25 protein-coding genes are annotated in these 26,706 nt (G+C 58.0%); 14 read left to right on the forward strand and 11 right to left on the reverse strand.

What is annotated here, in order from left to right; all coding sequences use genetic code 11:
• Nucleotides 1-18: 18 nt before the first annotated feature.
• From ACRZ9U_RS02085 to zwf, 4 genes are all read right to left on the reverse strand, one after another.
• A complete protein-coding gene (locus tag ACRZ9U_RS02085) occupies nucleotides 19-1,638 on the reverse strand; it encodes a long-chain-fatty-acid--CoA ligase (protein ID WP_170406016.1) in 1,620 nt (539 codons plus the stop codon).
• A gap of 106 nt (nucleotides 1,639-1,744) precedes the next feature.
• On the reverse strand, nucleotides 1,745-3,355 hold the full coding sequence (gene pgi, locus ACRZ9U_RS02090; protein WP_170406019.1) for a glucose-6-phosphate isomerase: 1,611 nt from the start codon (nucleotides 3,353-3,355) through the stop codon (nucleotides 1,745-1,747).
• A gap of 5 nt (nucleotides 3,356-3,360) precedes the next feature.
• On the reverse strand, nucleotides 3,361-4,032 hold the full coding sequence (pgl, locus tag ACRZ9U_RS02095) for a 6-phosphogluconolactonase (RefSeq protein WP_170396937.1): 672 nt from the start codon (nucleotides 4,030-4,032) through the stop codon (nucleotides 3,361-3,363).
• Nucleotides 4,029-5,483 (reverse strand): glucose-6-phosphate dehydrogenase, encoded by a 1,455-nt coding sequence (zwf, locus tag ACRZ9U_RS02100; RefSeq protein ID WP_170626911.1) that lies wholly within the window; start codon nucleotides 5,481-5,483, stop codon nucleotides 4,029-4,031. Before zwf ends, pgl begins: the two co-directional genes overlap by 4 nt.
• 163 nt (nucleotides 5,484-5,646) lie before the next feature.
• Between zwf and ACRZ9U_RS02105 the strand changes: the two genes are divergently transcribed.
• The gene (locus tag ACRZ9U_RS02105) at nucleotides 5,647-6,600 is read left to right on the forward strand and encodes a radical SAM protein (protein WP_170406026.1); all 954 of its coding nucleotides are present in this window, start codon (nucleotides 5,647-5,649) and stop codon (nucleotides 6,598-6,600) included.
• A 3-nt stretch (nucleotides 6,601-6,603) separates the two neighbouring features.
• Here ACRZ9U_RS02105 and ACRZ9U_RS02110 read toward each other — a convergent pair whose 3' ends face one another.
• Nucleotides 6,604-6,873, reverse strand: a complete 270-nt coding sequence (locus ACRZ9U_RS02110) for an usg protein (protein ID WP_039535770.1) — start codon at nucleotides 6,871-6,873, stop codon at nucleotides 6,604-6,606.
• A gap of 194 nt (nucleotides 6,874-7,067) precedes the next feature.
• Here ACRZ9U_RS02110 and gyrA point away from each other — a divergent pair, with 194 nt between their 5' ends.
• Nucleotides 7,068-9,791 (forward strand): DNA gyrase subunit A, encoded by a 2,724-nt coding sequence (gene gyrA / locus ACRZ9U_RS02115; protein WP_170396932.1) that lies wholly within the window; start codon nucleotides 7,068-7,070, stop codon nucleotides 9,789-9,791.
• 125 nt (nucleotides 9,792-9,916) lie between these two features.
• Nucleotides 9,917-10,585, forward strand: a complete 669-nt coding sequence (trhA, locus tag ACRZ9U_RS02120; protein ID WP_170406032.1) for a PAQR family membrane homeostasis protein TrhA — start codon at nucleotides 9,917-9,919, stop codon at nucleotides 10,583-10,585.
• A 23-nt stretch (nucleotides 10,586-10,608) separates the two neighbouring features.
• Here trhA and ACRZ9U_RS02125 read toward each other — a convergent pair whose 3' ends face one another.
• From ACRZ9U_RS02125 to ACRZ9U_RS02135, 3 genes are read right to left on the reverse strand one after another with little or no spacing between them, the layout of a single operon-like run.
• The gene (locus ACRZ9U_RS02125) at nucleotides 10,609-12,078 is read right to left on the reverse strand and encodes a carboxypeptidase M32 (protein WP_170406035.1); all 1,470 of its coding nucleotides are present in this window, start codon (nucleotides 12,076-12,078) and stop codon (nucleotides 10,609-10,611) included.
• Between the two features lie 4 nt (nucleotides 12,079-12,082).
• Nucleotides 12,083-13,228, reverse strand: a complete 1,146-nt coding sequence (gene ctaA / locus ACRZ9U_RS02130; RefSeq protein ID WP_170406038.1) for a heme A synthase — start codon at nucleotides 13,226-13,228, stop codon at nucleotides 12,083-12,085.
• Between the two features lie 59 nt (nucleotides 13,229-13,287).
• Nucleotides 13,288-14,031: an RNA methyltransferase gene (locus ACRZ9U_RS02135; RefSeq protein WP_170396917.1), complete on the reverse strand. Its 744-nt coding sequence runs from the start codon at nucleotides 14,029-14,031 to the stop codon at nucleotides 13,288-13,290.
• Nucleotides 14,032-14,195: 164 nt separating this feature from the next.
• Here ACRZ9U_RS02135 and ACRZ9U_RS02140 point away from each other — a divergent pair, with 164 nt between their 5' ends.
• From ACRZ9U_RS02140 to ACRZ9U_RS02155, 4 genes are all read left to right on the forward strand, one after another.
• On the forward strand, nucleotides 14,196-14,816 hold the full coding sequence (locus tag ACRZ9U_RS02140; protein ID WP_170406041.1) for a thiamine phosphate synthase: 621 nt from the start codon (nucleotides 14,196-14,198) through the stop codon (nucleotides 14,814-14,816).
• A 55-nt stretch (nucleotides 14,817-14,871) separates the two neighbouring features.
• Nucleotides 14,872-15,765, forward strand: a complete 894-nt coding sequence (locus tag ACRZ9U_RS02145; protein ID WP_170406044.1) for a PfkB family carbohydrate kinase — start codon at nucleotides 14,872-14,874, stop codon at nucleotides 15,763-15,765.
• On the forward strand, nucleotides 15,762-16,676 hold the full coding sequence (locus ACRZ9U_RS02150) for a pseudouridine-5'-phosphate glycosidase (RefSeq protein WP_170406047.1): 915 nt from the start codon (nucleotides 15,762-15,764) through the stop codon (nucleotides 16,674-16,676). The genes ACRZ9U_RS02145 and ACRZ9U_RS02150 overlap by 4 nt, the downstream gene beginning before the upstream one ends.
• A 63-nt stretch (nucleotides 16,677-16,739) precedes the next feature.
• A complete protein-coding gene (locus tag ACRZ9U_RS02155; protein ID WP_170396909.1) occupies nucleotides 16,740-17,417 on the forward strand; it encodes a DUF502 domain-containing protein in 678 nt (225 codons plus the stop codon).
• Here ACRZ9U_RS02155 and ACRZ9U_RS02160 read toward each other — a convergent pair whose 3' ends face one another.
• Both ACRZ9U_RS02160 and ACRZ9U_RS02165 read right to left on the reverse strand, forming a co-directional pair.
• Nucleotides 17,418-18,443 carry a patatin-like phospholipase family protein gene (locus ACRZ9U_RS02160; protein ID WP_170406050.1) on the reverse strand — a complete coding sequence of 342 codons (1,026 nt, stop codon included), beginning with the start codon at nucleotides 18,441-18,443 and terminating at the stop codon, nucleotides 17,418-17,420.
• Between the two features lie 64 nt (nucleotides 18,444-18,507).
• Complete coding sequence (locus ACRZ9U_RS02165) at nucleotides 18,508-19,281, reverse strand: 3-hydroxybutyrate dehydrogenase (RefSeq protein WP_170406053.1); 774 nt, start codon at nucleotides 19,279-19,281, stop codon at nucleotides 18,508-18,510.
• A gap of 294 nt (nucleotides 19,282-19,575) precedes the next feature.
• Between ACRZ9U_RS02165 and ACRZ9U_RS02170 the strand changes: the two genes are divergently transcribed.
• From ACRZ9U_RS02170 to ACRZ9U_RS02190, 5 genes are all read left to right on the forward strand, one after another.
• Nucleotides 19,576-21,402: an extracellular solute-binding protein gene (locus ACRZ9U_RS02170; RefSeq protein ID WP_170406056.1), complete on the forward strand. Its 1,827-nt coding sequence runs from the start codon at nucleotides 19,576-19,578 to the stop codon at nucleotides 21,400-21,402.
• 32 nt (nucleotides 21,403-21,434) lie between these two features.
• Complete coding sequence (locus ACRZ9U_RS02175) at nucleotides 21,435-22,259, forward strand: arsenate reductase/protein-tyrosine-phosphatase family protein (protein WP_170406059.1); 825 nt, start codon at nucleotides 21,435-21,437, stop codon at nucleotides 22,257-22,259.
• Between the two features lie 26 nt (nucleotides 22,260-22,285).
• A complete protein-coding gene (locus tag ACRZ9U_RS02180; protein WP_170406062.1) occupies nucleotides 22,286-22,762 on the forward strand; it encodes an arsenate reductase ArsC in 477 nt (158 codons plus the stop codon).
• The gene (locus ACRZ9U_RS02185) at nucleotides 22,759-23,418 is read left to right on the forward strand and encodes an MIP/aquaporin family protein (protein WP_170406065.1); all 660 of its coding nucleotides are present in this window, start codon (nucleotides 22,759-22,761) and stop codon (nucleotides 23,416-23,418) included. Before ACRZ9U_RS02180 ends, ACRZ9U_RS02185 begins: the two co-directional genes overlap by 4 nt.
• Nucleotides 23,419-23,605: 187 nt before the next feature.
• Nucleotides 23,606-23,842, forward strand: a complete 237-nt coding sequence (locus ACRZ9U_RS02190) for a hypothetical protein (RefSeq protein ID WP_170396893.1) — start codon at nucleotides 23,606-23,608, stop codon at nucleotides 23,840-23,842.
• On the opposite strand, the gene ACRZ9U_RS02195 is transcribed toward ACRZ9U_RS02190, so the two are convergent.
• Nucleotides 23,831-24,454, reverse strand: coding sequence for an XRE family transcriptional regulator (locus tag ACRZ9U_RS02195; RefSeq protein WP_170396891.1), 624 nt, complete (start codon nucleotides 24,452-24,454; stop codon nucleotides 23,831-23,833). The two genes, ACRZ9U_RS02190 and ACRZ9U_RS02195, sit on opposite strands and share 12 nt — an antisense overlap.
• A 65-nt stretch (nucleotides 24,455-24,519) precedes the next feature.
• Here ACRZ9U_RS02195 and ACRZ9U_RS02200 point away from each other — a divergent pair, with 65 nt between their 5' ends.
• Nucleotides 24,520-26,037: a class I adenylate-forming enzyme family protein gene (locus ACRZ9U_RS02200; protein WP_170406068.1), complete on the forward strand. Its 1,518-nt coding sequence runs from the start codon at nucleotides 24,520-24,522 to the stop codon at nucleotides 26,035-26,037.
• Nucleotides 26,034-26,693, forward strand: coding sequence for a DsbA family oxidoreductase (locus ACRZ9U_RS02205; RefSeq protein ID WP_170406071.1), 660 nt, complete (start codon nucleotides 26,034-26,036; stop codon nucleotides 26,691-26,693). Before ACRZ9U_RS02200 ends, ACRZ9U_RS02205 begins: the two co-directional genes overlap by 4 nt.
• Nucleotides 26,694-26,706 lie beyond the last annotated feature (13 nt).

The following is a 26,706-nucleotide window of genomic DNA, read 5'->3' on the forward strand; positions in this document are numbered from 1 at the left end:
TTCTTCCCAGACTGGCACTTATACCATCAGCGCATCACTGAAATCCGAGCGCAACGTGCGTTTCAGGACCTTTCCGGTCGCGTTAAGGGGCAAGGCGTCGACGAACACGACCTTGTCGGGCACCTGCCATTTGGCGATTTTGCCGTCGAAGAATGCCAACAAATCCTGCTCGGTCGGTTCTTCGCCCTCGGCCTTCACTGCTACTAAAAGCGGGCGTTCGTCCCATTTCGGATGCGGCACGCCCACAACGGCAGCCGTCGCTAGTTGAGGGTGTGCGACCGCGATATTCTCCAACTCGACAGAGCTGATCCATTCACCCCCCGATTTGATGATGTCCTTCGATCGGTCGCGGATGGTCATGTACCCATCCGGGTCCAGTGTGGCAACGTCGCCAGTCGCGAACCAGCCATCCTGCAACAAGGCCTCATCCTGCATGTGGAAGTAGCTGTCCAGCACCCAATGGCCGCGCACCATCAGATCGCCCTGCGTTTCACCGTCATGGGGAAGATCTCTGCCATCATCATCGACGATTTTTAGTTCAACCCCAAAGGGCGGGCGGCCTTGGTTTTCGCGCAGCTTGTGCTGTGCCTCCATGGGCATGTCCAGATGTTTGGCCATCGGATAGTTCGTCGTGCCCAGCGGGCTCATTTCGCTCATGCCCCAGGCGTGGACGGTATCGACGCCATAAGTTTCGCGGAACGTTTCAATCATTGAGGGCGGGCATGCCGCACCACCGATTACAGTACGATTGAGGCTTTTCAAGTTGGTCCCGCATGTCGCGGCATGGGCCAGCAGACCTTGCCAAATGGTCGGTACGCCCATCGCCAGCGTGACGCCATATGTGTCGATCAGATTGACCAATGCCTCGCCATGCAATCCCGGCCCTGGCATCACCATTCGCGAACCAGACATAGCGCTGGCATAGGGCGAGCCCCAAGCGTTGACGTGGAACATTGGCACCACCGGCATCACCACATCCATGGCGGAATAGCCGATTACGTCGCGCGTGTTCGACGCGAAGCTATGCAGAACTGTAGAGCGGTGGGAATAGAGAACGCCTTTGGGGTTCCCAGTGGTACCCGAAGTATAACAGAGGCTGGAGGCAGTGTTTTCATCAAAGCTGGGCCACGCGTAGTCTGTATCACCGGTTTCAATCATCTCGTCATAAAAAACCAACCCCGGCACCTGAGACAGCGCAGCCTCGTCCCGCGCACCCATCAGCACATAGTACTGCACCTCAGTCAGATGCTCTTGCAGCGCGGCGACCAAAGGTAGGAAGGTCGCATCGAAAAACAGGACCCGGTCCTGCGCGTGGTTGATTATATAGGTTAGTTGTTCGGGAAACAGACGCGGGTTTATCGTGTGGCAGACAAAGCCCGCGCCGGACACTGCATAGTAGATCTCAAGGTGGCGGCGGTTATTCCAGGCCAGCGTGCCCACGCGATCCTGCGGTTGCAGCCCCAGCTTTTCCAAAGCCGAAGCCATCCGTCGGGCGTTCTGCGCGATCCCGGACCAATTTGTCTCGGTCACGGTTCCGTCGGTCTCGACCGAGATGATCTCGGTCTGCCCGTGATAACGTTCAGCATGTTCAATCATCGACGAAATCAGCAAAGGCTGCGTCATCATCTGTCCCAGCATGGACATTCCTCCCATCGTCAGCGCTTGGCCGCGCCGTTATGTCTTGGCAACAACCCTGCCAAGAATTCAATTGTCTGACAATAAGAGAGTGCGGCAGGGTGCCGCGTCAACCGCGATGTCGCAATGCGTATCCAACCAGCGCCGAGGTCGAGCCATCTTTGCCATCGGCGCTGACCTCACCGTCCACGATCGGTCCCAGAGACGTTGCCAGTTCCTTGCCCAGCTCAACACCCCACTGATCGAACGAGTTGATTCCAAGCAGCACGCCTTCGACAAACACACGGTGTTCATAAAGCGCAATGATTTGACCCAGCACAAACGGGGTAAGCTGCGGATAGATCAGCGTGGTTGACGGGCGGTCGCCCGAAAACACACGATGGCGTGCCTGACGCTCCAACTCGTCGCCTGTCAGGCCCTTTTCGGCCATGCGTGCGCGTGCAACATCCAGCGACCGCCCCCGCATTAGCGCTTCGGACTGGGCCAAGCAATTGGCCAATAGAAGGCGATGATGATGGGCCAGTTCCGGCTCATGCCCGTTTGCCGCCACCATGAATTCGCAGGGGATCACGTCGGTGCCCTGATGGATCAACTGATAAAATGCATGCTGCCCATTTGTGCCGGGTTCGCCCCAGACAACCGGACCTGAAGGCATGGTCAGCGCGCTGCCATCCATCGCGACAGATTTACCGTTCGATTCCATCTCAAGCTGTTGGAAATAGGCAGGCAGGCGCAGCAGACGCTGATCATATGGCAGAACTGCGCGGCTGGCATGCCCAAGCACCTGACGATGCCAGACCCCCACAAGCGCCAGCATAACTGGCAGATTTTCTGCCCATTCGGCGGATTGAAAGTGCAGATCCATCGCCTGACCGCCCCGTAGAAACGCGTCAAACGCGTTCGAGCCAACGGCGATCATTACCGGCAGTCCGACCGGCCCCCAGACCGAGTACCGCCCGCCGACCCAATCCGCGAAGCCAAACACCCGCGACTCGGGAATCCCGAAGGCCTGAGTCTTGTCAACAGCGCTGGAGACCGCTGCGAATTGCCGCGCCGGATCACCACCACCATCGACCATCCAAGCCCGCGCCGTGCGTGCATTGGTCATCGTCTCGATGGTCGTAAAGGTCTTCGAAGCGACAATCACCAGAGTCCGTGTCGGATCAAGCGGGCGCAGCGTATCCGCAATATGCGCGCCATCCACGTTTGAGACATAATGCAGCCTTGGCCCGTCGTGATAAGGTGCCAAGGCATGCGTCGCCATCACCGGCCCAAGGTCCGAGCCGCCGATGCCAATGTTGACCACATCCGTAAAGCTGCCCCCTGCCCCTTTGATCGCCCCGCCACGCACTTCTTCGGCAAAGACGCGCATTCGCTGCAAAGTGCCCAGTACGTCCGGCATTACGTCCTGACCATCGACCTCGACCGGGCCTCCGTCGAGATTGCGTAGCGCGGTATGCAATACAGCCCGGCCTTCGGTTTCGTTGATCTTTTCACCGGAGAACATCGCGGCCCGACGCTCTGCCAATTCGACTTGATCGCAAAGCTGGATCAGTGCCGCGCGGATATCTTCGTCGATTTGTGTCTTCGAATAGTCAAACAGCAGATCTCCGGTCGAAGCCGAGAAACCCTGCGCCCGGTTTGGATCGGCGTCAAACAGATCGAGTATCCGACGGCCCGTCTGTGTGGCTGCGAGTGAGTTCAATTGATCCAGCTGCATCGTGATTACTCCGCCCAATGTACGGTCATGCCGCTGAGCACGGCCGCGATCGGAGCTTCCTCGGGTGGCAGTGACATGGCACGATCCAGGGCATTCCGTTTAGTTTCTCCGAATATGACGAGATGCTTGGACAAAGCGCCGTCCAGAACCGGACCCGTCAGCGTGATACGCGCTTCGGGCTGCACGTCGGTCCGCGCTACCGCCAGTGTCGGGGCGTTGTTGTTCAGAGCAGCAGACAAGCCCTGCATCCCCGGAAAGAGCGAGGCGGTATGCATGTCCTCACCCATACCTAGCACCAGAACCGATAGCGGCAGATGCGGGTTAATCAGGCTTTCGATCTCGGGCAAAACCGCCTCAGGCTCATGTTCCGCAACATAGAGCGGCATGTATTGTGCAATGGATGCGCGACTGGTCAGCAACCGTTCCCGGATCAACCTCTCGTTCGAACGCTCGTGATCACCCGGCACGCATCTTTCATCGGTCGGCAGTATGTGCACACGATCCCATTCCAGATCCGCAGCGCACAATCCATCAAAGATCGGCCCCGGTGTGGTTCCGCCCGGAACGGCCAACGAGACAGTATCATGATGTAGCAATGCGGCCTCAAGGTCTCCGGCCAATGCATTCGCGACATCAATCGCCAGCATGTCGCGATCGGCATATTCTTTGATATTCATGGATTTATTCCTTGCCAGCGGCGGTGGTCTCGTTTCATCAGCAACTCAGCGTCGCCCGGGCCGGTGCTGCCGTTTTCATAGGGTTTGGGAACATCACCACGCGCCTCCCAGCCCGCGATAATCGGATCGGTCCAGGCCCATGCGGCTTCTACCTCATCGCCGCGCATGAACAGGGTTTGGTTGCCGCGAATGACATCCATCACCAGCCGCTCATAAGCGTCGGGTGGGTCCTGGTTTTCAGGCCCAAGCGCTTCGGCAAAGCTCATGTCCAGCGGAACGTCAACCAGACGCATGCCTCCCTGCCCCGGCTCTTTAATTGTCACTTTCAAAGTGATGCCTTCATTGGGCTGCAACCGGATCGACAGGGCATTCGCATGACGCCCGGCCTCTTCGCCAAAAATCGAATGCGGAGCATCCTTGAACATCACATTGATGACCGAGGACCGCGCCACCAGCTCTTTGCCCGTGCGCAGATAGAACGGTGTGCCCGCCCAACGCCAATTGCTGATATGTGCGCGCAATGCGATGTAGCTTTCCGTCGTCGACCTTTGATTGCCGACAACTTGACGATACCCTCGGCCATCGGCACCGCCTGCAAACTGACCTCGCACGATATGGTGCGGCTCAACCGAATCCAACGCGCGTATGACCTTGAGTTTCTCATCGCGCACCGCGTCCGGATCAAATTTTGCGGGTGGTTCCATCGCGATCAGACACAAAAGCTGCATCAGATGGTTCTGCATCATGTCGCGCATGGCGCCAGCGCGCTCGTAATACTCTTCACGACCGTCAATGCCGACGGTCTCGGCCACAGTGATCTGAATGTGATCGACATACTGGCTGTTCCAAAGCGGTTCGAACAGCATGTTGCCGAACCGAACGGCCATAAGATTCTGAACGGTTTCCTTACCCAGATAATGATCGATCCGATAGATTTGCCCTTCGTCAAAATGCGCCGCCAGTGTCGCATTCAACGCGCGAGCACTTTCCAGATCGTGCCCAAAAGGCTTTTCGACGACGATACGGGTTTGCGGGGTGGCCAGATTGTGCGCCCTGATCTGTTCGGCCAGCGGGCCAAACAATCGGGGGCCTACCGAGAAATAGAAGGCCCTGATACGATCCGCATTCAGCATTTCGGCCAACTGGGCCCAACCATCTTCGGACAATGCGTCAAGCGGGACATACTCCACACGCTGCAGAAAACCGTTCACTGCCTCCTGATCATTTGCCCGCTTCGGTGCGTGCTGCCGCAACGATTCGGCCACCATCTCGCGAAAGCCATCAACGGTCAGAGCGCCCCGCGCTGCGCCGATGATCCGGGTGGCCTCGGGCCACTGCCCGGCGCAGTAACGCCGAAACAGGGCCGGAACGATCTTGCGCTGTGCCAGATCGCCGGTTCCGCCGAATATGACCAGATCAAATGGGTCAACAGGTATGACACGAGAAACCATGGCTTTTCCTTACCTTGCCGCTTGGGGCATGTCCAATGTTAGCGCAACCAATCAGCAACTTTCTTCCCACATCAAAACTCTGTCAGCGAGGGGTAGATACTCTTAACTAAACCGGCACAAACGGTTAAGTCGGTTTGGCACAAGCACAGAACCGGATGCCGGAATGAAAGACAACGCCCAACAGGCTGCGAATATCGGGAAGTTTCAGAACAGTTTAGTGACAGCAGACGGGCAAACGCGCGCGTCCGTCGCGCTGACTCATCCCGAAACCCTTTGGTTCAACACCGGAACGCTGTGCAACATCGAGTGCGTAAACTGTTATATCGCCAGCAGCCCAACCAACGATGCTCTGGTTTACATCACCGCCGACGAAGTCCGCGACTATCTGGATCAGATCGAACAGCGCCAATGGCCGATCCGCGAGATAGGCTTTACAGGTGGTGAGCCCTTCATGAACCCCGAGATGATCGAGATGACGCGCGTTGCGCTAGAGCGCGGGTACGAAGTTTTGATCCTGACCAATGCAATGCGGCCGATGATGCGCCGCAAAATGCGCGAGGGTTTGCTGGAATTACAGCGCGATTACGCAGAAAAACTGACGCTGCGTGTCTCCGTCGACCACTACCGCCCCGATCTGCATGACGAAGAACGCGGCAAAGGCAGTTTTGCCAAAACTCTGACGGGGATGGAGTGGTTGCGGGACAACGGCTTTAGGATGGCAATTGCCGGGCGCTCAGTCTGGGGGGATAGCGACGCTGAAAGCCGCGCGGGGTATGCAGCATTCTTTGCCAAGCACGGCTTTGACATCGATGCGCAAAATCCGGGCCAAACAGTTTTGTTTCCCGAAATGGACGAAACAGTTGAAGTTCCTGAAATCACAACCGCTTGCTGGGGCATCCTGGACAAAGCCCCTGATGCGGTGATGTGCGCCAGCTCGCGTATGGTCGTCAAACGCAAAGGCGCCGAGCGTCCGGTGGTGCTGGCCTGTACGCTGCTGCCTTATTCGCCGGAGTTTGAATTGGGCGAAACCCTTAAAGAGGCCGAGGCCGACGTGCATCTGAACCACCCGCATTGCGCCAAATTCTGTGTATTGGGCGGCGCGAGCTGTTCGGCCTGAGGGCTAATTTACCCGAAACTCACCCACCATGTTGCGCCATTCCCCCGGCGCGATCATTTTACGGTGCGTGAACCTGACCGAGTGCAGCGGACCTTCAATCTCTTTCTGCCAGAATTCTACGAATTCGAACAGCTTCGGATGGTCCGGAGCAAGGTCGTAATCCTGCCAAATAAACGTGTTCAGTACGTGAATATAGTCGGGCATGTGGTAGAAAAATTCCGCCGTGGTCAGCCCGTACCCCTTAAGCATGAGTTCAGTTTCACTTTGCGCCATGCAGACCTCCAAATTTGTTACAAGGTCTAGTCAGAGTAACACGGAACTGCCCTAATACTTAGATAACAATATGTTACTCAGGTGTTACCGACCTAATTTGGCCGGGGAACGGTTGCTTGCTTGCACCTTATATGCCGGGTCTGATAAAGTGTATCCACAAGATATAGATCAAGAACAAGACACGGGCAGCCTACGTGAGCGATACGCCAGAAATCCCTGAAAACATGGACGAAACCCCGCCCGAGCGCCCCGTTTATGACGGCCCGACGGTATCCATCGAATCCGAAATGCGCACGTCCTATCTGGACTATGCGATGTCGGTCATTGTCAGCCGTGCGATCCCCGATCTGCGCGATGGGCTGAAACCGGTGCATCGGCGTATTCTCTACGCGATGCATGAGACCGGGAACACTCATGACAAGTCCTATCGCAAGTCGGCCCGTCCGGTTGGTGACGTGATGGGTAAGTACCACCCGCATGGTGATAGTGCGATCTATGACGCGCTGGTGCGGATGGCGCAGGATTTCTCGATGTCGCTGCCGCTGCTTGATGGTCAGGGCAACTTTGGCTCAATGGACGGCGATAACCCGGCGGCGATGCGTTACACCGAAGTACGGATGGACAAACCCGCCGCGTCCCTGCTGGCCGATATCGAAAAAGAGACTGTCGATTTTCAGGACAACTATGACGGCAAAGACAAAGAGCCGACCGTCCTACCCGCCCGTTTCCCGAACATGCTGGTCAATGGTGCCGGTGGTATCGCCGTGGGTATGGCAACCAACATCCCACCGCATAACTTAGGCGAAGTGGTCGATGCCACGCTGGCGCTGATCGACGACCCGGATCTGACATCAGAACAACTGATCGAATATGTGCCCGGCCCCGACTTCCCGACCGGCGGTGTGATGCTGGGCCGCTCAGGTGCGCGCAAAGCGTACCTTGAAGGCCGTGGCAGCGTTATCATCCGCGCCAAGACCCGCGTAGAAGAGCTGCGCAAGGATCGGTACGCCATCGTTGTGGACGAGATCCCCTATCAGGTGAACAAAGCCTCGATGATCGAAAAGATCGCCGAAGCCGTGCGTGAAAAACGCATCGAAGGCGTCAGCCACGTACAGGACGAATCCGACCGCAATGGTGTGCGTGTCGTGGTCGAACTGAAACGCGATGCAACGCCCGAAGTGGTGCTGAACCAGCTCTACCGCTTCTCGCCGATGCAGACCTCATTTGGTTGCAACATGCTGGCGTTGAACGGTGGTCGACCCGAACAGCTGACCCTGCGCCGCTTCCTGACCTCGTTCATCGACTTCCGCGAAGATGTTGTTGCCCGCCGCACAGCCTATGACTTGCGCAAGGCGCGTGAGCGCAGTCACATCCTGTGTGGTCTGGCCGTGGCCGTTTCGAATGTTGACGAAGTGGTTGCCACGATCCGCTCGTCGGCAGACGCTGCTGAAGCGCGCGAGAAACTGATGACCCGCCGCTGGCCTGCATCCGAGATCGAAGGCTATCTACGCCTGATCGACGATCCGCTGTCCAAGATGAATGACGACGGCACCTATAACCTGACCGAGGTACAGGCCCGCGCCATTCTCGAACTGCGGCTGCAGCGTCTGACCCAACTGGGTGTCAAGGAAGTCACGGACGAACTGGAAGAACTGGCCGACAAGATCAAGGAATACTTGGATATTCTGTCTTCGCGTGAGCGCATCATGGGCATCATCGCCGATGAGCTACGCAGCGTGCGCGAGCAGTTCGCCGTCGACCGCCGCACCGAGATCGTTGACTGGTCCGGTGATATGGAAGACGAAGACCTGATCGAACGCGAAGATATGGTCGTGACCGTCACCTCAGGCGGCTACATCAAACGCACCCCTCTGGCCGATTTCCGGGCGCAAAAGCGTGGCGGCAAAGGCCTGTCGGGTATGCAGACCAAGGAAGAGGATGTTGTCACCAATCTCTTCGTGGCGAACACGCATACGCAACTGCTGTTCTTCACCACCGAAGGCATGGTCTACAAGCTCAAGACCTGGCGTCTGCCGCAATCCAGCCGGACCGGTAAGGGTAAGGCGATCGTCAACATTCTTCCGATCCCGACCGGTGTCTCGATCGCGGCGATCATGCCCGTGGATGTGCCGGATGAAGAGTGGGAGAACCTGCAAATCGTCTTCGCCACCAGTGCAGGTGACGTCCGCCGCAATCGTCTGTCAGATTTCACAAACGTCCGCCGCAATGGCAAGATCGCGATGAAACTGCCCGAGGATGTGGAACTGGTAAACGCTCGCATCTGTTCAGAAGATGAAGACGTGATGCTGGTCACCAATTCGGGCCGTGCGATCCGCTTCCGGACCACTGATGTACGTGTCTTCAACTCACGCGAATCTACCGGTGTGCGCGGCATCAGGCTGAGCAATGGCGACCGTGTCGTCTCGATGTCCGTAATTCGCCATTTCGAGGCCGACCCGGACGAACGCGCCGCCTACCTCAAGATGCGCCGCGCAGTCGCGGGCATTGCGGATGACGGCGAAACGGACGAGGACGAAGCCGCGCCTGGCAGTATCACGCAGGAACGCTATGCCGAGATGTCGGCAGCCGAGAACCTGATCTTGACCATCACGTCGGGCGGCGCGGGCAAGCTGAGCTCCAGTCACGACTACCCTGTCCGCGGTCGCGGTGGCATGGGTGTGGCGGCGATGGACAAAGCCATGCGCGGCGGCGAGCTGGTTGCCTCCTTCCCCGTAGAAATCGACGATCAGATCATGCTGGCTACCTCGAAAGGCCAATCGATCCGGGTGCCGGTCGAGGGCATCTCGTTCCGCTCCCGCAGCGCGGGTGGTGTGCGGGTATTCAACACCGGCAAAGGCGAAGAAGTCGTTAGTGTGGCCTGGATCGCCGACCAGGGTGACGAAGAAGCCGAGGAATAACAAAGCACTACAGAAGTGTAACAAAACGCCCGTATTGCGGGCGTTTTGTTACTCAGGGTCACGTTCCTGCCAACGGCACTGGGCTGGGCTTGCCCCAGCAGACCCGGCGCGCCTAGCATTTCGATATGTGGTCATTCGCCCATATCCGACCTGCCTACAGCCGTGCTGAACGAATAAGTGACGGTGTTGTTCATGTGCTGGGTGTTTCTTCGGCGGTGATCGCAGCGCCTATGCTAATCATCATGACAGTCTTCTATCGGTCAGACCCGGCGGCGGTTTTGGGCGCCTCGATCTATGGAATAACTCTGGTTTTGATGCTGACGTTCTCGGCGCTCTACAACATGATCGAGCATGATGAGTGGGCAGAGTTTCTGCGCCGCCTTGATCACTCGGGTATCTACGTGAAGATCGCAGGAACTTATACGCCGTTCCTGCTGCTCTCGGCTTCACAACCTCCGGGACTTTTGCTGGGGCTGTGGTCTTCTGCGACGCTGGGCTCTGTTCTGAAGATGATCGACCCGAACCGCTTCCGCTGGTTCGGGCTGGCGCTGTATCTTCTGATGGGATGGGCCGCGGTTTGGGCCGGACAATCCATGTTGGCCGAACTTTCACCCCTTACCCTTACTTTGATGATCGCCGGAGGCCTCATCTATACCGCAGGCGTGGTATTCTACCTTCTGGACTGGCTGCCCTACCACAACACCATCTGGCACGTATTTGTATTGGCAGGAAGCGGCCTTTTCTTCGCCGCTGTTGCCTTGCGTATCGAAATGGTACCGTCAGGGCCAGTGTAACGCCGGAGCGCCACGAACACGCCTCAAAGCCCGTACAACGCCCCGAACTTCTGCTCCAGATAAGCCAACAGCGGCTCCGGCCCTGGTTCCACCCCACTGGCGCGCTGGATGATTTCGCGGGGCGCGTACAGGCCGCCATGTTGCTGCACATGCTCTCGAAGCCAGCCTGTGGCCTCGGATGTATCGCCAGCTGCCAACTGCCCCTCAAGTCCGGGAATTGCCGCGCGCAGTGTTTGATACAGGCATCCCGCATAGACATTACCCAGCGAATAGGTCGGGAAATAGCCAAACAGGCCAACCGACCAGTGTACGTCCTGCAAGCATCCATTCGAGGGCTTGTCGACCGCATAACCAAAATCTGCTTTGAATCGGTTGTTCCAGGCGGCTTCAAGGTCGCCGACCTGCAAGTCACCGGCCATCAGTGCGCGTTCCAAATCAAACCGCAGCATGATGTGCAGATTGTACTGCACCTCATCCGCCTCGGTCCGGATATAGCCGTTGTGGACGCGGTTGACGGTGGCATAGAACGCATCTGCATCGGCGATTCCAAAATCACCGAACGCCTCTTTCATCTGGTCAAACAGCCATCCGGTAAAGGCGCGCGAGCGGCCCAACTGGTTTTCGTAAATCCGGCTTTGGCTTTCATGCACACCCATCGACACACCACGTCCCAGCGGGGTCAGCAGGTAATCGCGGTCGATGCCCTGCTCATAGGCGGCGTGTCCAACCTCGTGAATGGTCGAGTAAAAGCAGTTGAACGGATCGGTCTCGCTGGTGCGGGTGGTGATCCGAACGTCCAGCCCACTGCCCGAGCTGAACGGATGCACCGCTTTGTCGATGCGGCCATTGTTCAGGTCATAGCCGAATGTCGTTGCCAGTTTCTGCGTCAGGCGCATCTGGCTCAGTTCGTCAAAGTTGCCGGTCAGCGCGACAGGTTCCGGGCGATCCAGAACGGCGGCGCGAAGAGCCACCAGACGTGGGCGCATTTCGTCAAAGATCGCGGCGATCTGAGCGCCGGTTGTGTAGGGCTCGTAATCCTCAACCATCGCATCATAAACGTCGCCACCCTGTGCCAGCGCTTCACCTTCTTGCCGTTTCAGCGAGACAACTTCTTCCAGCACCGGCAGGAAGGCTGAGACATCTTCGTCCGCTCGCGCCTGGGCCCATGTGCCCTGCGCGGCGGATGTCACGCGTGCAATCGCCGTCGCCAGATCGGCGGGCACCTTCACCGCGCGGTCATAGTCGCGGCGTATCTCACGCAGTTGTGCCTTGCCGACCTCATCTTGCGGTGCGGCCTGCTCCAACCATTCGGCAACGCGAGGGTCAGAGCGGCGAGCATGCAATACAGCCTCGATCGCTGCCATTTCCTCGGCCCGTTGCGGCGCGGCACCGCGCGGCATCACCGTTTCCTGGTCCCAGCCGAGCCTACCGGCAATCTGGCCCAGGGCCGAGGTTTCGCGCTGAAAGGCCATCAGGTCATTGTATGCTGTCATGGGATCATGCTCCGCGCACAGATGTTGCGATAGGGTAAGCTGTCAGGAAGCGGGCGCGCAGGATCAGTGTCCAGACGATCACGGCCATGAACTGGTGGAAAATGGCAATCTGCCAAGGTGCCGCATAGACGACTGTGATGATGCCCACGACCACTTGCAGTGACAAAGCCGCGAACATGGCGTTGAAGGCAAAGCGGGTCTGTGGGTGCGCGCTGCTGCCACCGCGCCGCCAGACTATGATGGCGAAAATAAAGAGCAGATAGCCGACGCAACGGTGGATAAACTGCACCAGACCGGGACTTTCAAAGAAGTTACGCCACATCGGTTCCAGCATGGCCGCATCGGGCGGCAGCAACTGACCGCCAATCAGAGGCCAGTCAGTGTAGGACCTCCCCGCGTCGATCCCGGCCACCAGCGCACCGATGAGGATTTGCAGGAAGGTGAAGTGCAGCAGTCCGGTCGATATCGAGAAAAGCTTAGCCTCTTTCGCGCGGCGGGCCTGCATCAGGTCGCGTTCGTCACGGCCAAGTTCAAAGATGTACCAGGCAAGAAAGCCGAGGATCACGAAGGCCAAGCCAAGATGCGTTGCCAGACGATAGCTGGCAACGGCGGTCATTCCTTCACCCTGTGTGACGCCCGAGGCGACCATCCACCAGCCTACAGCACCCTGAACACCGCCAAGCAGGCCGGGGATCAGCAGCTTACCAGCCCATCCTGTCGGAATCTTGCGGGTCACAAGGAAACCGATAAATCCAACGGCCCAAACCAATCCTATCACGCGGCCCAACTGGCGATGGCCCCATTCCCACCAATAGATGGTTTTGAAATCATCCAGCTCCATCCATTGGTTCTGAATGCGCCATTGGTCAATCTGCTTGTATTTGTCGAATTCGGCTTGCCAGTCGGCAGCGCTCATCGGTGGGATCGCACCCGTAATAGGTCGCCATTCGGTGATCGATAGTCCACTGTCGGTCAGCCGCGTGAGCCCGCCCACGGCAATCATGATCACGACCAGCGCGAACAGGATCATCAGCCAAACCCGGATCGCGGCCCGCGCACCGCCACGCCCCCGGTCGATCATACCGGGTTGGACGGCCTGTTGTTTTTCGCTGTCCGAGACCTCTTCGAAGATGCTGCGCTTACCGCTCATGCTGTCCTCATGTCCTGTTTTCGTCGCAAGCTATGGTTTGGCGGAAGATAGGTCCAGCCTCAGCTTTTGTCTTTCCAGCGGACCATCTGCCGCATGATCCCGTGAAGCATCTGTACATCGGCCCGTGTCATCCGCATCCGCGACCACAGATTGCGCAGGTTCACCTTCATTCCTTCAGCTTTTTCCGGCGGATAGAAGAACCCGGCCTGTTCCAGACGGTCCTCATAATGCTCGACCAACTTTTCAACCTCGATCCCGGTCGCCCAATCGCCCTTGCCCAGATCAGTTGCCTCATGCACGACATCCCCGGTCTGGCGCATCCATTCGTAGGCGGTCAGCAGAACGCACTGCCCGAGGTTCAACGACGCATATTCCGGATTCACTGGCACCGAGATAATCGCATTGGCCTTGGCGATATCCTCATTCTCAAGCCCTGCCCGTTCCGGGCCAAACAGAACAGCGACCTTTTCGCCCGCCGCCACTTTCTGCGATGCAAGCTGCATTGCGCGCTCCGGGCTATAGACAGGCTTGGTCAACCCACGTTGCCGCGCTGTGGTGGCGAAGACAAAGGTGGTGTCCTCCAGCGCGCCCGCCAGATCGTCAAATAACTGCGCCTCATCCAAAAGCCGCCCGGCCCCGCTGGACATCGCCACCGCCTTGGGGTTGGGCCAGCCGTCGCGCGGTGCCACGATCCGCATCCGATCCAGCCCAAAGTTCCACATCGCCCGCGCGGCAGCACCGATGTTCTCACCCATCTGAGGGCGCACCAGAACAAAAGACGGCTGTGATGTATCGCTGGGCATGGCTAACTCCGAAAAACTCCGCTTGCTCTAATGGCCGCATGGGTCGAGGGCAAGTCGGCCCGGCGTCTTCTGTTCGCAAAAGGGTACGTAGCCGGCATAAAAGTTTGCTTCCCCCGCGCAATCCGCTAAACCGCGCGAAAGATGACAAACCCGAAGGACGCGCCATGGACACCCCCGAGCAGCCGCAGATTTACCTGATCACGCCTCCTACCATCGCGCTGAGTACATTCCCTGATCAATTGGGCCACGTATTGGACGGGTCTGAAATTGCATGTATCCGCCTCGCCTTGGCTGGAAGCGACGAAGATACCATCGCGCGCGCCGCCGATGCTTGCCGCGAAGTTGCGCATGCGCGCGATGTAGCCATCGTGATTTCCAACCATGTATTGCTGGCGCAGCGGTTGGGTCTGGACGGGGTGCATCTGGATGACGGCGCGCGGTCTGTCAGGGCAGCCCGCAAGGAGCTGGGCACGGATGCGATTGTCGGCAGTTTTTGCGGGTCTTCCATTCATGACGGGATGACTGCTGGTGAAAGTGGCGCGGATTACGTGGCCTTTGGCCCGGTTGGTTCAGCCACGCTGGGCGATGGTACTCAGGCCGAAAAGGACCTGTTCCAATGGTGGTCCGAAATGATCGAGGTTCCCGTCGTGGCCGAGGGCGGCCTGACGTCCGATCTGATCCGAGACCTCACCCCCTGCACCGATTTCTTCGGCATCGGAGAGGAAATCTGGTCGCAAGATAACCCGTTGGAGGCGCTGAACTCTCTGATTGCCGCAATGCGCTGAGGGATGCGAGCGTTAACCCTTGCACCCGCGTCGGGGCTGCGGCATGACACAAGGCATGAACAAGAACAGCGAAATTTTGTGCATCGGCTCGGTCCTTTGGGACGTGATCGGACGCTCGGCCAGCGCCATGCGACAGGGCTCGGATGTACCCGGCCGCATTACTCGCCTGCCGGGTGGCGTCGCCATGAACATCGCCATGACGCTGGTGCGGTTCGGAATGACCCCGACTTTGCTGACCGCAATTGGCCGCGACGCTGAAGGGGATGAACTGGTCCGGTCCTGCGCGCGTTTGGGGATGGTCACCGATCACATCTATCGCTCGCAAGACCTGCCAACCGACAGATATATGGCGGTTGAAGGAGCCAACGGGCTGATCGCCGCCATTGCCGATGCGCATTCGCTTGAAGCTGCCGGAGCCAAAATCCTGCACCCCCTGATGCACGGGCCACTGGGCTACGAGAATACCCCATTTGAAGGACCTATCGCGCTGGACGGCAACCTGACGCTGACCTTGTTGGAAGAGATCGCCCAAAGCCCCGCCTTCGCTAAAGCCGACCTGCGCGTCGCCCCGGCCTCGCCCGGCAAGGCAGAACGGCTGCTGCCCTTCCTCAAACACGCCCGTGCAACGCTCTATGTGAATCTCGAAGAGGCCGGACTGCTTTGCCAGCGCGAGTTCACCGATTCCGAGAGCGCCGCCAAAGGCCTGCTGGACCGTGGCGCGTTGCGGGTTCTTGTGACCGATGGCGGCAACTCGGCCACCGTCGGGGATGCTGATGCTGTCTTGACCCAAACACCCCCTTCCGTTCTGGTCACCCGCGTGACCGGCGCGGGTGACACTTTCATGGCCGCCCATATCGCGGCCGAGGCGAATGGTGCCGACAGCGACGCGGCACTCAGCCGCGCGCTGCGCGCCGCTGCAACCTATGTTTCCGGAGAAACCCCACTGTGATCACCATTCATTATTCTGCAGAGGTCCGCGCCGCCAAGGATGCGGGCCAACCGATCGTGGCATTGGAAAGCACCATCATCACCCATGGCATGCCCTACCCCCAGAACATCGAGGTCGCGGCACAGGTTGAACAAGACATCCGCGATGCGGGCGCCGTTCCAGCAACGATTGCCGTTATTGACGGAGTTTTGCACGTCGGCCTCGAAGCCGACCAGCTGAGCGCACTGGGTCAGGCGCAAGGCGTCGCCAAACTGTCACGCGCTGACATGGCCGCCTGCCTCGCCACAGGCGGCACCGGGGCCACCACCGTCGCCGCAACAATGATCGCCGCACATTATGCAGGCATCGAGGTCTTCGCCACCGGAGGCATCGGTGGGGTGCATCAGGGGGCCGAAACCTCCTTCGACATCTCCGCTGACCTGCACGAGCTCGCGCAGACCCCGGTGACTGTGGTCGCGGCCGGGGCCAAAGCCATCCTCGACCTCGCCAAAACACTTGAAGTTCTGGAAACGCTCGGCGTCCCCGTCATCGCCCACGGACAGGACGAGTTCCCGGCCTTCTGGTCCGCAAAATCACCCTTGGCAGCCCCGCTGCGCATGGATGATGCCGCTGACATAGCAAAAGCCCACGCAGCACGGCGTGCGTTGGGGCTGCCGGGTGGTCAGTTGGTCGCTAACCCGATCCCGCAAGCCGACCAGATCCCGTCCGAGGAGCTGGCCCCGATCATCGCGTCCGCACAGGCCGATGCAGAAACTCACCGGATCACAGGTAAAGGCGTCACACCTTATCTGCTACAGCGTATCTATGAACAGACCGAAGGCCGTTCGCTTACCGCCAACATCGCTTTGGTACGCAACAACGCCCGACTGGCAGCGGTCATCGCGCGTGCGCTAACGGAATCAGCCCACTGACCCCAGCTATTGCACCAAGCGCCCGGACTGCTTACCTAATTCCGCAAACCACTCAGGACCGCAATGAACACTCCGTTTGACGAAGAACCCCACCGACGCCCCGGCCTGTTCTCCCGGCTACGCGCGTCCTTTCTGACTGGTATCGTCGTCATTGCTCCGGTGTGGCTGACCATCTGGTTGATCTGGTCTGTGGTTGGCTGGATCGACAGCGCCGTCCTGCCACTGATCCCGCAACGGTTCCAACCCTCGGAATATGTCGGCATCAACCTGCGCGGCGTTGGCGTGGTCATATTCCTGCTGTTCACGATTATCGTCGGCTGGATCGCAAAGGGCATTCTGGGCCGTTCTCTGATCCATTTCGCCGAGAGTGTCGTCGACCGCATGCCCGTGGTCCGTTCGGTTTATTCCGGGATCAAGCAAATCTCGGAAACTGTGTTCGCCCAGACCGAGCGGTCTTTCGAAAAAGCCTGCCTGATCCAGTATCCGCGCCGGGGCATCTGGGCAATCGGCTTCGTCTCGACAACAGCGCGCGGTGAAGTGAGCGATCGCGCCGAAACCGGGGGCGAGTTGCTAAGCGTGTTTGTCCCGACAACCCCAAACCCCACATCCGGGTTCCTGTTGTTTTTCCCCGCAGAGGATGTGATCCTGCTGGATATGTCCATCGAGGACGCAGCCAAGCTGGTGATCTCAGCGGGCCTGGTTTACCCGAATGACAAAGACCCAACCCAGCCGCCTGAATAATCAACCAAACATTGCGGGCAAATCGACCGTGCTTCGCTGACCCAGATCGTCCTTATGCGCGCTCAGAAACTGATCCGCCGCATCGCGCCCGGACTGTTTCAGCCGGTTCAGCACAACCGGGTTTGGCACGATCTTGGTGGCCGCCGAAAGGTCGTTCATCAAGGCGTCATCAGCGATCATATGCACCAGCACCCGGCTCATCTCACCAGCCTTCAGCTTGCCTTCGGCCAGAAGCCGTTGAACGAAATTGATCGCACGCAGCTCGCGAAACAACGATGAGTTAAAGCTGATCTCATTGATCCGGTTCTGAATCTGCTGCGGCGTTTTAGGCACCTCATCGCGTTCCAGCGGGTTGATGTTCACAATCACCACATCATCTGGCAAATCTCCACCGAACAACGGATAAAGCGCCGGGTTTCCGGTATAGCCGCCATCCCAATACGCTTCGGTCCGCTCGGATTTCGGGTCATAGATTTCAACCGCCTGAAACAGGTTCGGCAAGCAGGCCGAGGCCAGAATCGCATCGGTCGAAATCTCCTCGCCTGTGAACACGCGAATCTTGCCGCTGCGCACACAGGTGGCGCAGACAAACAGCGCGGGCCCTTCGTCTGCACAAATCTCATCAAAGTTGAACCGATCCACAACCGGGGTGAGCGGATTGCGATAAAACGGCCCATAGGCGTAAGGCGATACCAGCCGCGACCATGCTTCGGCCATCGAGAACGGAACGGAGTACTCTAACACTTGTGCAACATGAGCAGGCTCAATGCCCCGCATCCAATGGGCAATTCGCATATCGCCGACGGCACCCATGCGTTTCCAAAGCCCATCCAGACACGCCCGCGCCCCGTCGCGCCCTGCATGCACCATCCCTGATTTGAACGCTGCCCCGTTCAGCGCGCCGGCCGAAGTCCCAGTGATCGCGGCAACCTCGATATCCTCTTCATCCAGCAATCGATCCAGTACACCCCAGGTAAACGCGCCATGCGCCCCACCGCCCTGCAATGCCAGATTGATCCGTTTCATGGTTCCGCCTCTTCATCTGGCCAGAAATACCTCGGGGGTATGGGGGCAGAGCCCCCATGGTCCCTCACAATGCCGTCCATCCCCCATCCACGGATATCGTCGTTCCTGTGATCTGTGCCGCTGCATCCGAGCACAAGAAGATCGTAGTTCCGCCCAGCTGCTCGACCGTGGCAAACTCCTTCGACGGCTGCCGCTCCAGCAGGATGTTCTTCACCACATCCTCACGGCTCATATTGTACTCTTTCATCGTGTTGGGAATTTGCGCCTCAACCAATGGAGTCAGTACGTATCCCGGACAAATAGCATTGCAGGTAATCGGCTCCTGCGCAGTCTCCAGCGCCACGGTCTTGCTCATCCCGACGACACCATGCTTTGCCGCGATGTAAGCCGCCTTGTAGGGCGAGGCCGTCAGACCGTGAGCCGAGGCAATATTCACGATCCGCCCCCAGCCCGCCGCGCGCATCATCGGAAGCGCTGCCGCCATCGTATGAAAGACCGAATTCATGTTGATCGCGATGATCGCATCCCATTTGTCCGACGGAAACTGATCGATCGGAGCCACATGCTGAATGCCGGCGTTGTTCACCAGAATGTCACAAGCACCTGCCTGTTCGATCAGTGCACGGCATTCATCGCCCTTGGACATATCTGCCTTGATATAGCGCGCGTTGGTTCCCGTCTCTTTGCCAATCTCGGTGGCCAGCGCATGATCTTCATCACGGTCGTTGAACGAATTCAGCACCACATCCGCCCCGGCCTTCGCCAGCTCACGCGCGATGCCCAGCCCAATCCCCGAATTCGACCCCGTGACGACGGCTGTTTTGCCCGACAGACTCATGGCACTCTCCTTATGAGTTTTTGTTTCTCAAACACAGTGCCATGCTGCACCTGCAAAGAAAACGGGGAATGATCTGATCCGCGCACCCGCACGAGTTTTGCCAAAAAAAAACGCCCGCACGAAGCGGGCGTTAAGTTATTGAGGCAGGTTTCATACAGGCAAGAAACCTATCGAGCAGTAGAACCTTTATAAGCAATTCCACGCCCTCGTCCAAGCTAAAAGTTTGATAATAAGAAAAATCATGGCTACGGTGAATCCCAAACAAAATAAGGCCAGAGCAGGATTGTTTCCAAAATGAGCCCCGATTATCTCCGCCCCCTTCGTCCCGCGATTGTGGGAATCACCTGTATTTTCGCCGCCTCAATGGCGTCAGCAGAATCGGCCCATGGCATAGCTATGTATGGTGACCCGGCCCTACCACCGGATTTTGTGTCGCTACCCTACGCAAATCCTGACGCGCCCAAGGGCGGCAAGGTCGTATTTGGCAATACCGGCGGCTATAACAGTCTGAACCCGTTTGTGCAAAAAGGTACCGCGCCGTGGCAGTTGCGATTTTGGACTCATGAAAGCCTGATGGGCCGCTCCTGGGACGAACCTTTCACTCTTTACGGGTTGTTAGCCGAATCAGTTGAGACGGATTCGGACCGCACATGGGTCGAATTCACGCTGCGCGAAAATGCTGAATTCTCGGATGGATCGCCGGTCACTGTCGATGACGTGATATGGTCGTATGAGACACTGGGCACCGAAGGCCACCTGCGATATCGCGGGCTGTGGGGCAAGATTGATAGCATTGAACAGACTGGACCGCGCAACGTTCGGATCACCTTTAACGAACCGGATCGCGAACTGGCCCTGATCGCCGGAATGCGCCCGATCCTGCAAAAAGCGCAGTGGGAGGGAAAGTCGTTCGCTGACGCTCAACTACACGATATACCCATCGGTTCCGGACCATACGTAATCGATGACTATGAGGCTGGCCGCTATGTGAACCTGCGTCGCAATCCTGACTATTGGGGTGCCGATATCCCCTACCGCAAGGGCACGATGAATCTGGATGACATGCGGATTGAGTTCTACGGAGACGGCACAGTCGCGTTTGAAGCGTTCAAAGCTGGTGAGCTTTCGGCCGTTCGTGAATTCAACGCGGATAAATGGAACACGCAGTACAACTTCCCAGCGGTTCAGCGCGGTGATATTGTGAAGACGGAAATTCCCCATCAAAAGCCGTCAGGCATGACCGGCTTTGTCATGAACACACGCAAGGCCCCATTCGATGACTGGCGCGTACGCGAGGCACTAACGCTGGCCTTCAACTTCGAGTTCATCAACGACACCATTACAGGCGGGGCGCAGCCCAGGATCATCTCATATTTCTCGGGTTCGGAATTGGGGATGCAACCCGGACCGGCCACTGGTCGTGTCGAGGAATTGCTTCAACCTTACGCCGCCGAGTTGGCACCGGGCACGCTGGATGGATATGAATTGCCTCAAAGCGATGGAACCGAACGCAACCGCCGAAATATCCGCAAAGCGCTTAAACTGCTGGAAGAGGCCGGATGGACCATTCAGGACGGCCAGCTTCGCAACGCCAGCGGTGAGCCGTTTGTGATTGATCTGGTCATCAGCCAGGGCAGCCTGAACGTGGTCCAGGATGTCGGCGTGATCGCGGAAATCTACGCCCGCGCCCTCGAACGCCTGGGTATCCAGTTGACAGTCGAGAAAGTAGATGACGCGCAATATACTTCACGCATCGATGCGCAAGATTTTGACATGACCCCGTTCCGTCGTGCGCTGTCGCTCTCGCCAGGCAACGAACAACGCCTGTATTGGGGCAGCGAAAACGCCAACGCTCCCGGGACGCGGAATGTCATGGGTCTGACCTCGCCCGCCGTGGACGGGCTGATCGACGCGATGCTGGCCTCGGAAAGCCACGAGGATTTTGTTGCGGCAACGCGCGCGCTGGATCGTGTTCTGACAGCGGGTCGCTATGTTATTCCTATCTGGAGCTTTGATGTCGGCCGTATCGCCCATGTCAAAGAGCTGAAACAACCCGACACTCTGCCAATTTATGGCGATGGGCCAGAATATATGCCACAGGTCTGGTGGTTTCAGGATTGACGAGTCCTTTCTATTTCCATATTTCATGAATTATGGAAATAGAGATTCATGACAGGCTGAACGCACTCGCACATCCCAAGCGGCTGGATCTGTTCCGGCTGTTGATGCGTCGCTATCCAGATTCCGTTGCTGCGGGTCAGATTGCCGAGGCTTTAGCGCTGAAACCCAATACTGCGTCAACCTACCTGAATGCATTGAAATCCGCCGGGCTGATCCAGCAGTCGCGCAGCGGGACATCATTGCAATATGCCGCCAACTTACCAGCGGTGCGCGGGCTGTTTGATGAGTTGCTGGGCGGTTGCTGTCAAAATCGTCCTGATTTGTGCATGCAACCCTCGGATGACCCCGTTATGGCGTCCCCTGACCGCGTAATGAATGCGCTTTTCCTCTGCACCGGAAATTCGGCCCGTTCGATCATGGCGGAAGCCATCCTGAACAATGAAGGTAACGGCTTGTTTCGCGCTTATTCGGCAGGAACGGCACCATCGGACGGACCAAATTCAATCGTTTTGGAACTCTTGAAGCAAAAAGACTACGACACGACCTCGCTCCGCTCAAAATCACTGGAAGAATTTGCCGCTGCTGATGCCCCAAAGATGGATTTTGTCTTTACCGTCTGCGACCACGCAGCGAACGAGGCCTGCCCCGCTTGGCCAGGACAACCGATAAGCGCGCATTGGGGTCTGCCCGATCCGGTCAAAGTTGAAGGAACCGACGCGCAAAAGCAGCTGGCATTCCAGCAGTCCTACGGATTGCTGCGCAACCGTATCACCACCTTTGCCAGCCTCCCGTTCGAAACGCTCGACCGCATCTCACTACAGCACAAGGTGGATGATATCGGCCGAATGGCCGAGTAGTCCTCGATCAATCCAAGGATACCCCCATGAACATACTGGTTCTATGCACCGGCAACTCGGCTCGGTCGATTCTGCTGGAGTCGCTCTTCAATCACACCGGCGAAGGGCGTGTACGCGCCTATTCAGCAGGCTCCAACCCGACCGGGAAGGTGCATCCGCAATCCTTGACGCTGCTTGGTGCCGAAGGCCATGACATCCGCGATGCCCGCTCTAAAAGCTGGGATGAGTTTGCAGCAGAAAATGCTCCGGAAATGGACATAGTGATCACGGTTTGCGGCTCAGCCGCCGAAGAGACATGTCCCGTCTGGCCCGGCGCCCCCGTACGCGCGCATTGGGGTGTCGAGGACCCAGCCGCCGCGTCTCAGTCAGACTGGGAAACCGCCTTTAGGACCGCATATGACATTCTTGGGCGCCGCGCCGAGGCACTTCTGGAGCTGCCCATTGAAACCATGGACAGCGTTGAACTCTCGGCCCATCTCAAACGTATAGGAGCCCTGCTGTGAGCGCCCGCCAATACTTTGCCGAATTCCTCGGAACCGCCTTCCTGCTGATCGGCGTTGTCGGATCAGGCATCATGGCGCAAACCTTGTCCGAGGGGAACATCGCGCTGGCGTTGCTGGCCAATGCAATTGCGACCGGCTGCATCCTTTACGCTATCATCACTACGCTCGGCCCTGTCTCGGGCGCTCACTTCAACCCTGCAGTGACATTGGCCTTTGCGCTGCGCGGTGAACATCCCTGGCGTGCGGTCACCCCTTACATGCTTGTTCAGATTGCCGGAGGTATCGCGGGGGTCTGGGCCAGCCATTACATGTTTGACCTGCCGATTCTGCAAACTTCGGAAACGATGCATCGTACCGGGGCACATCAGTGGTTTTCGGAAATTGTCGCCACTTTGGGTTTGCTGTTTGTGATTTTCGGCGGAATTCGGCACAAGCCGGACACGGTACCAGCCCTTGTGGGCCTCTATATTACCGGCGCCTACTGGTATACGTCTTCCACAAGTTTTGCTAATCCGGCCGTTACAATCGCAAGGGGCTTTACGGATACCTTTGCAGGGATATACCCTGCGCACATTCCGATGTTCATAATTATGCAGTTAATTGCTGTATTTATCGGACACAAAATACTGAACTGGTTATTCGAACCAGCAGAATAACGGACCGGCCGCCACTCACTTTACAGCAGGTCCGTGGGCCCGTTGCGGTATCTCCGCAGCGGGTTTTTTGCATCTTATCTCCCGACTCCGGCTGCGACATTTTGTCATGTCTGCAGCAACGCACGGCGCTCCGTAGGCTGTCTTGGGGGAGAGCAATCCTGAAACACCAACTAAGGAAGGCTCGCAGATGCTAAACTGGGCTGATCTGACGCAAGACTGGGACGCGTCATATGCGCGTGCAAAACGTAGGTTTCCGAACCTGCGCGATAGGGATATGGCGCGCGTTGGCGAAGATCGCAAACAGTTCGAAGCTTACCTGGCCGAGCGTCACCACCTGACCGTAAACGAGGCGCGCGAAGAGCTTGAGGATTTCCTGTTCACCGAAGCATTGAACCGCGAAGCGGCCCAAGCCCTAAGCAAGTGACGTCACCCACAGGATCGTCGCATCCTCATCACTGACCGAAATGACGTTATGCCCCATGCTGCCGTCGTAATAAGCGCTGTCGCCGCGGCGCATTTCGACCGGCTCATAGAACTCGGTAAACAACCGCACCACTCCGGTCAGAACATACAGAAATTCCTCACCATCGTGACGCACCCAGCCGTCAAATTCTTCCATCGAGCGTGCACGTACACGGGCGCGATAGGGCAGCATCTGCTTTTTGGTCAGCGTTTCTGCCAGCAACTCATGTTCGTAGGTGGTGGTCGCATGGGCCGCACCCCCGCCCATCTTGGTCACTGCCATTCGACCGATCACCTGATCGCGTTGTGGCGGCGTAAAAAGCTGAGGCACCGAAATCTCCAATCCGGTCGCCAGCTTTTTCAAAGCATCATAGGTCGGAGACATCTGACCATTTTCGATCTTGCTGAGTGTCGACCGAGCCAGACCCGCCTGACTCGCCGCCTGTTCCAGCGTCCAGTTGCGGGCTTTACGCAGTTCGCGCACGCGCGCGCCCAGATCGACCGGCTCCAACTCGGTGTTGACACCATTGTCGCGGGCAATTCTGACGATAGATTTATGATCATTGGTGGCCATGGGTCTTTCTATAGGGCGAGCATGCCCTGCTTGCAACGCGCCTCGCACGGGGATAGCCAGTTCTCATGTTGTCGATCTTTGATCAGGGGCCGCCTACGCCCTGCCCGCGCCCATTCAATCTTGCCGCGCATGTGCTGCGCCATGCGAAAAGTTCAGCTGAGAAGACCGCACTTTCGGTGCTGGGATCGGATGGTGCAACAGACTGGACCTATGGCGATCTGCATTCGGCGATAATGGGCACCGGTTCAGGATTGCTGCAGAGCGGCCTTCGCGCCCAAGACATTGTTCTCATGCGATTGGGCAATACCGTCGATTTTCCGATCGCCTATCTGGGCGCAATCGCCGTGGGGCTGGTCCCCGTGCCCACCTCATCACAACTGACCGAGCAAGAGACCGCAAAGATCGTCGACGATCTGAAACCCGCCGCCATTTTGCGAGATCCCCAGGTCGCCTGCGCGGCGCACCCGGATCAGATCATGCTGCCTGAACTGGCCCGGATGCGATCACTGCCGCCTGCAAGTTTTGCCATGGGTGATCCCGAGCGGCTTGCCTACGTGGTCTACACTTCGGGTACTTCGGGCAAACCCCGTGCGGTTGCGCATGCACACCGCGCCATCTGGGCTCGGCAGATGATGGTCGACGGCTGGTATGGCCTGAAATCCTCGGACCGGCTGTGCCATGCGGGGGCATTCAATTGGACCTACACGCTGGGCACCGGCTTGATGGACCCTTGGGCCATTGGTGCAACGGCTCTGATCCCTGAACCCGGGACAGACATACGCGATCTGCCTGCCCTGTTGAAACAACATCGTGCCACCATCTTTGCAGCCGCACCGGGGGTCTTTCGGAAGATGATGCAAAGTGACACGCAGCCCGGCCTTCCCGATCTGCGCCACGGCCTTTGCGCCGGGGAAAAGCTGTCGCGACACCTGCATGAAAAATGGGTGCAGTTCACCGGCACCGAGCTTTATGAGGCTTACGGCATGTCCGAATGCTCGACCTTCATCTCATCCAGCCCAAGCCACCCGGCACGCGGCACAGCGTTGGGGCAGCCGCAGCCCGGGCGTCGGATTGCCATCCTCGGGCCGGATGGCCCTGTGCCACAAGGTCAGGAAGGTACAATAGCCGTACATCGCGAAGATCCGGGCCTGATGCTGACCTATCTGAATGCCCCCGACGAGGCCGCTGCTCGGATGCAGGGGGATTGGTTCCTGACCGGTGATCAAGGCGCGATGGCGGTTGATGGGCAAATCACCTATCTGGGTCGAGATGACGACATGATGAATGCGGGCGGATATCGCGTTTCCCCGGTCGAAGTCGAGGCGGCCTTATCCACCCATCCCGAGATCACCCAGGTCGGGGCGGCTACGGTTGAGGTAAAACAGGACAGTTCGATCATCGTTGCCTTCTACACTGGCCCCGAAGAACTGGACGCGGCGGACCTGCACGCCTATGTGTCTGACAAGTTGGCGCGCTACAAACAGCCGCGTGCCTTTGTCCATCTGCCCGCCTTACCCACCGGAGGCAACGGCAAACTTCTGCGCCGCGCCCTGCCGGCCTATTTCAAGGCGACGTCCGAATGACACACACTGTAAAGCTCGACATCATGTCCGATCCGATTTGCCCCTGGTGCTATATCGGCAAGACCCATCTGGACAAGGCGCTGGCCGAAGTGCCAGACCACCCCTTTGTGATCGAGTGGCACCCCTTTCAGCTGAACCCCGATATGCCCGACGAGGGCATGGATCGGCGCGAATACCTTGAACGGAAGTTCGGCGGCAAGGACGGAGCAGTTCGCGCATACGCTCCCGTTGTCGAACATGCCGAAAACGCAGGTTTGAATATCGATTTCGAAGGCATGAAACGCACGCCCAACACGCTGGATGCCCACCGCCTGATCCACTGGGCGGGGATTGAGGGCAAGCAGGAATCCGTGGTCGATGCACTCTTTAATGCTTACTTCGTCGAGGCGCGTGATATTGGTGATCATGAGGTGTTGGCTGATGTCGCCGACAGCGTCGGCATGGACGCAGCGGTCGTACTGAAACTGCTGCAGTCAGACGCCGACCGCGAGGATATCCGTAACCGCGACAGCCATTCACGCGAAATGGGCGTAAATTCGGTTCCCACATATATCGTTGCAAACCAGCACGCTGTTCCGGGCGCGCAACCTCCTGAATTGTGGGCAAAAGTGATCGCTGAGATCATGTCTCAGATTGAGGCTTCCCCTGCAGAATAGCACATACCCCTGT

The organism is Ruegeria sp. D7 (assembly GCF_056534355.1).

Coding starts and splice junctions, on each gene's coding strand:
- ACRZ9U_RS02205 (WP_170406071.1), top strand. CDS start 26,034: ATGACACACACTGTAAAGCTCGACATCATGTCCGATCCGATTTGCCCC.
- trhA (WP_170406032.1), top strand. CDS start 9,917: ATGTGGTCATTCGCCCATATCCGACCTGCCTACAGCCGTGCTGAACGA.
- pgl (WP_170396937.1), bottom strand. CDS start 4,032: ATGAATATCAAAGAATATGCCGATCGCGACATGCTGGCGATTGATGTC.
- ACRZ9U_RS02165 (WP_170406053.1), bottom strand. CDS start 19,281: ATGAGTCTGTCGGGCAAAACAGCCGTCGTCACGGGGTCGAATTCGGGG.
- ACRZ9U_RS02105 (WP_170406026.1), top strand. CDS start 5,647: ATGAAAGACAACGCCCAACAGGCTGCGAATATCGGGAAGTTTCAGAAC.
- ACRZ9U_RS02195 (WP_170396891.1), bottom strand. CDS start 24,454: ATGGCCACCAATGATCATAAATCTATCGTCAGAATTGCCCGCGACAAT.
- ACRZ9U_RS02170 (WP_170406056.1), top strand. CDS start 19,576: ATGAGCCCCGATTATCTCCGCCCCCTTCGTCCCGCGATTGTGGGAATC.
- ACRZ9U_RS02160 (WP_170406050.1), bottom strand. CDS start 18,443: ATGAAACGGATCAATCTGGCATTGCAGGGCGGTGGGGCGCATGGCGCG.
- ACRZ9U_RS02125 (WP_170406035.1), bottom strand. CDS start 12,078: ATGACAGCATACAATGACCTGATGGCCTTTCAGCGCGAAACCTCGGCC.
- pgi (WP_170406019.1), bottom strand. CDS start 3,355: ATGCAGCTGGATCAATTGAACTCACTCGCAGCCACACAGACGGGCCGT.
- ACRZ9U_RS02200 (WP_170406068.1), top strand. CDS start 24,520: ATGTTGTCGATCTTTGATCAGGGGCCGCCTACGCCCTGCCCGCGCCCA.
- ACRZ9U_RS02110 (WP_039535770.1), bottom strand. CDS start 6,873: ATGGCGCAAAGTGAAACTGAACTCATGCTTAAGGGGTACGGGCTGACC.
- ACRZ9U_RS02155 (WP_170396909.1), top strand. CDS start 16,740: ATGAACACTCCGTTTGACGAAGAACCCCACCGACGCCCCGGCCTGTTC.
- ACRZ9U_RS02135 (WP_170396917.1), bottom strand. CDS start 14,031: ATGCCCAGCGATACATCACAGCCGTCTTTTGTTCTGGTGCGCCCTCAG.
- ctaA (WP_170406038.1), bottom strand. CDS start 13,228: ATGAGCGGTAAGCGCAGCATCTTCGAAGAGGTCTCGGACAGCGAAAAA.
- ACRZ9U_RS02085 (WP_170406016.1), bottom strand. CDS start 1,638: ATGCTGGGACAGATGATGACGCAGCCTTTGCTGATTTCGTCGATGATT.
- ACRZ9U_RS02140 (WP_170406041.1), top strand. CDS start 14,196: ATGGACACCCCCGAGCAGCCGCAGATTTACCTGATCACGCCTCCTACC.
- ACRZ9U_RS02180 (WP_170406062.1), top strand. CDS start 22,286: ATGAACATACTGGTTCTATGCACCGGCAACTCGGCTCGGTCGATTCTG.
- ACRZ9U_RS02190 (WP_170396893.1), top strand. CDS start 23,606: ATGCTAAACTGGGCTGATCTGACGCAAGACTGGGACGCGTCATATGCG.
- zwf (WP_170626911.1), bottom strand. CDS start 5,483: ATGGTTTCTCGTGTCATACCTGTTGACCCATTTGATCTGGTCATATTC.
- ACRZ9U_RS02175 (WP_170406059.1), top strand. CDS start 21,435: ATGGAAATAGAGATTCATGACAGGCTGAACGCACTCGCACATCCCAAG.
- ACRZ9U_RS02145 (WP_170406044.1), top strand. CDS start 14,872: ATGAACAAGAACAGCGAAATTTTGTGCATCGGCTCGGTCCTTTGGGAC.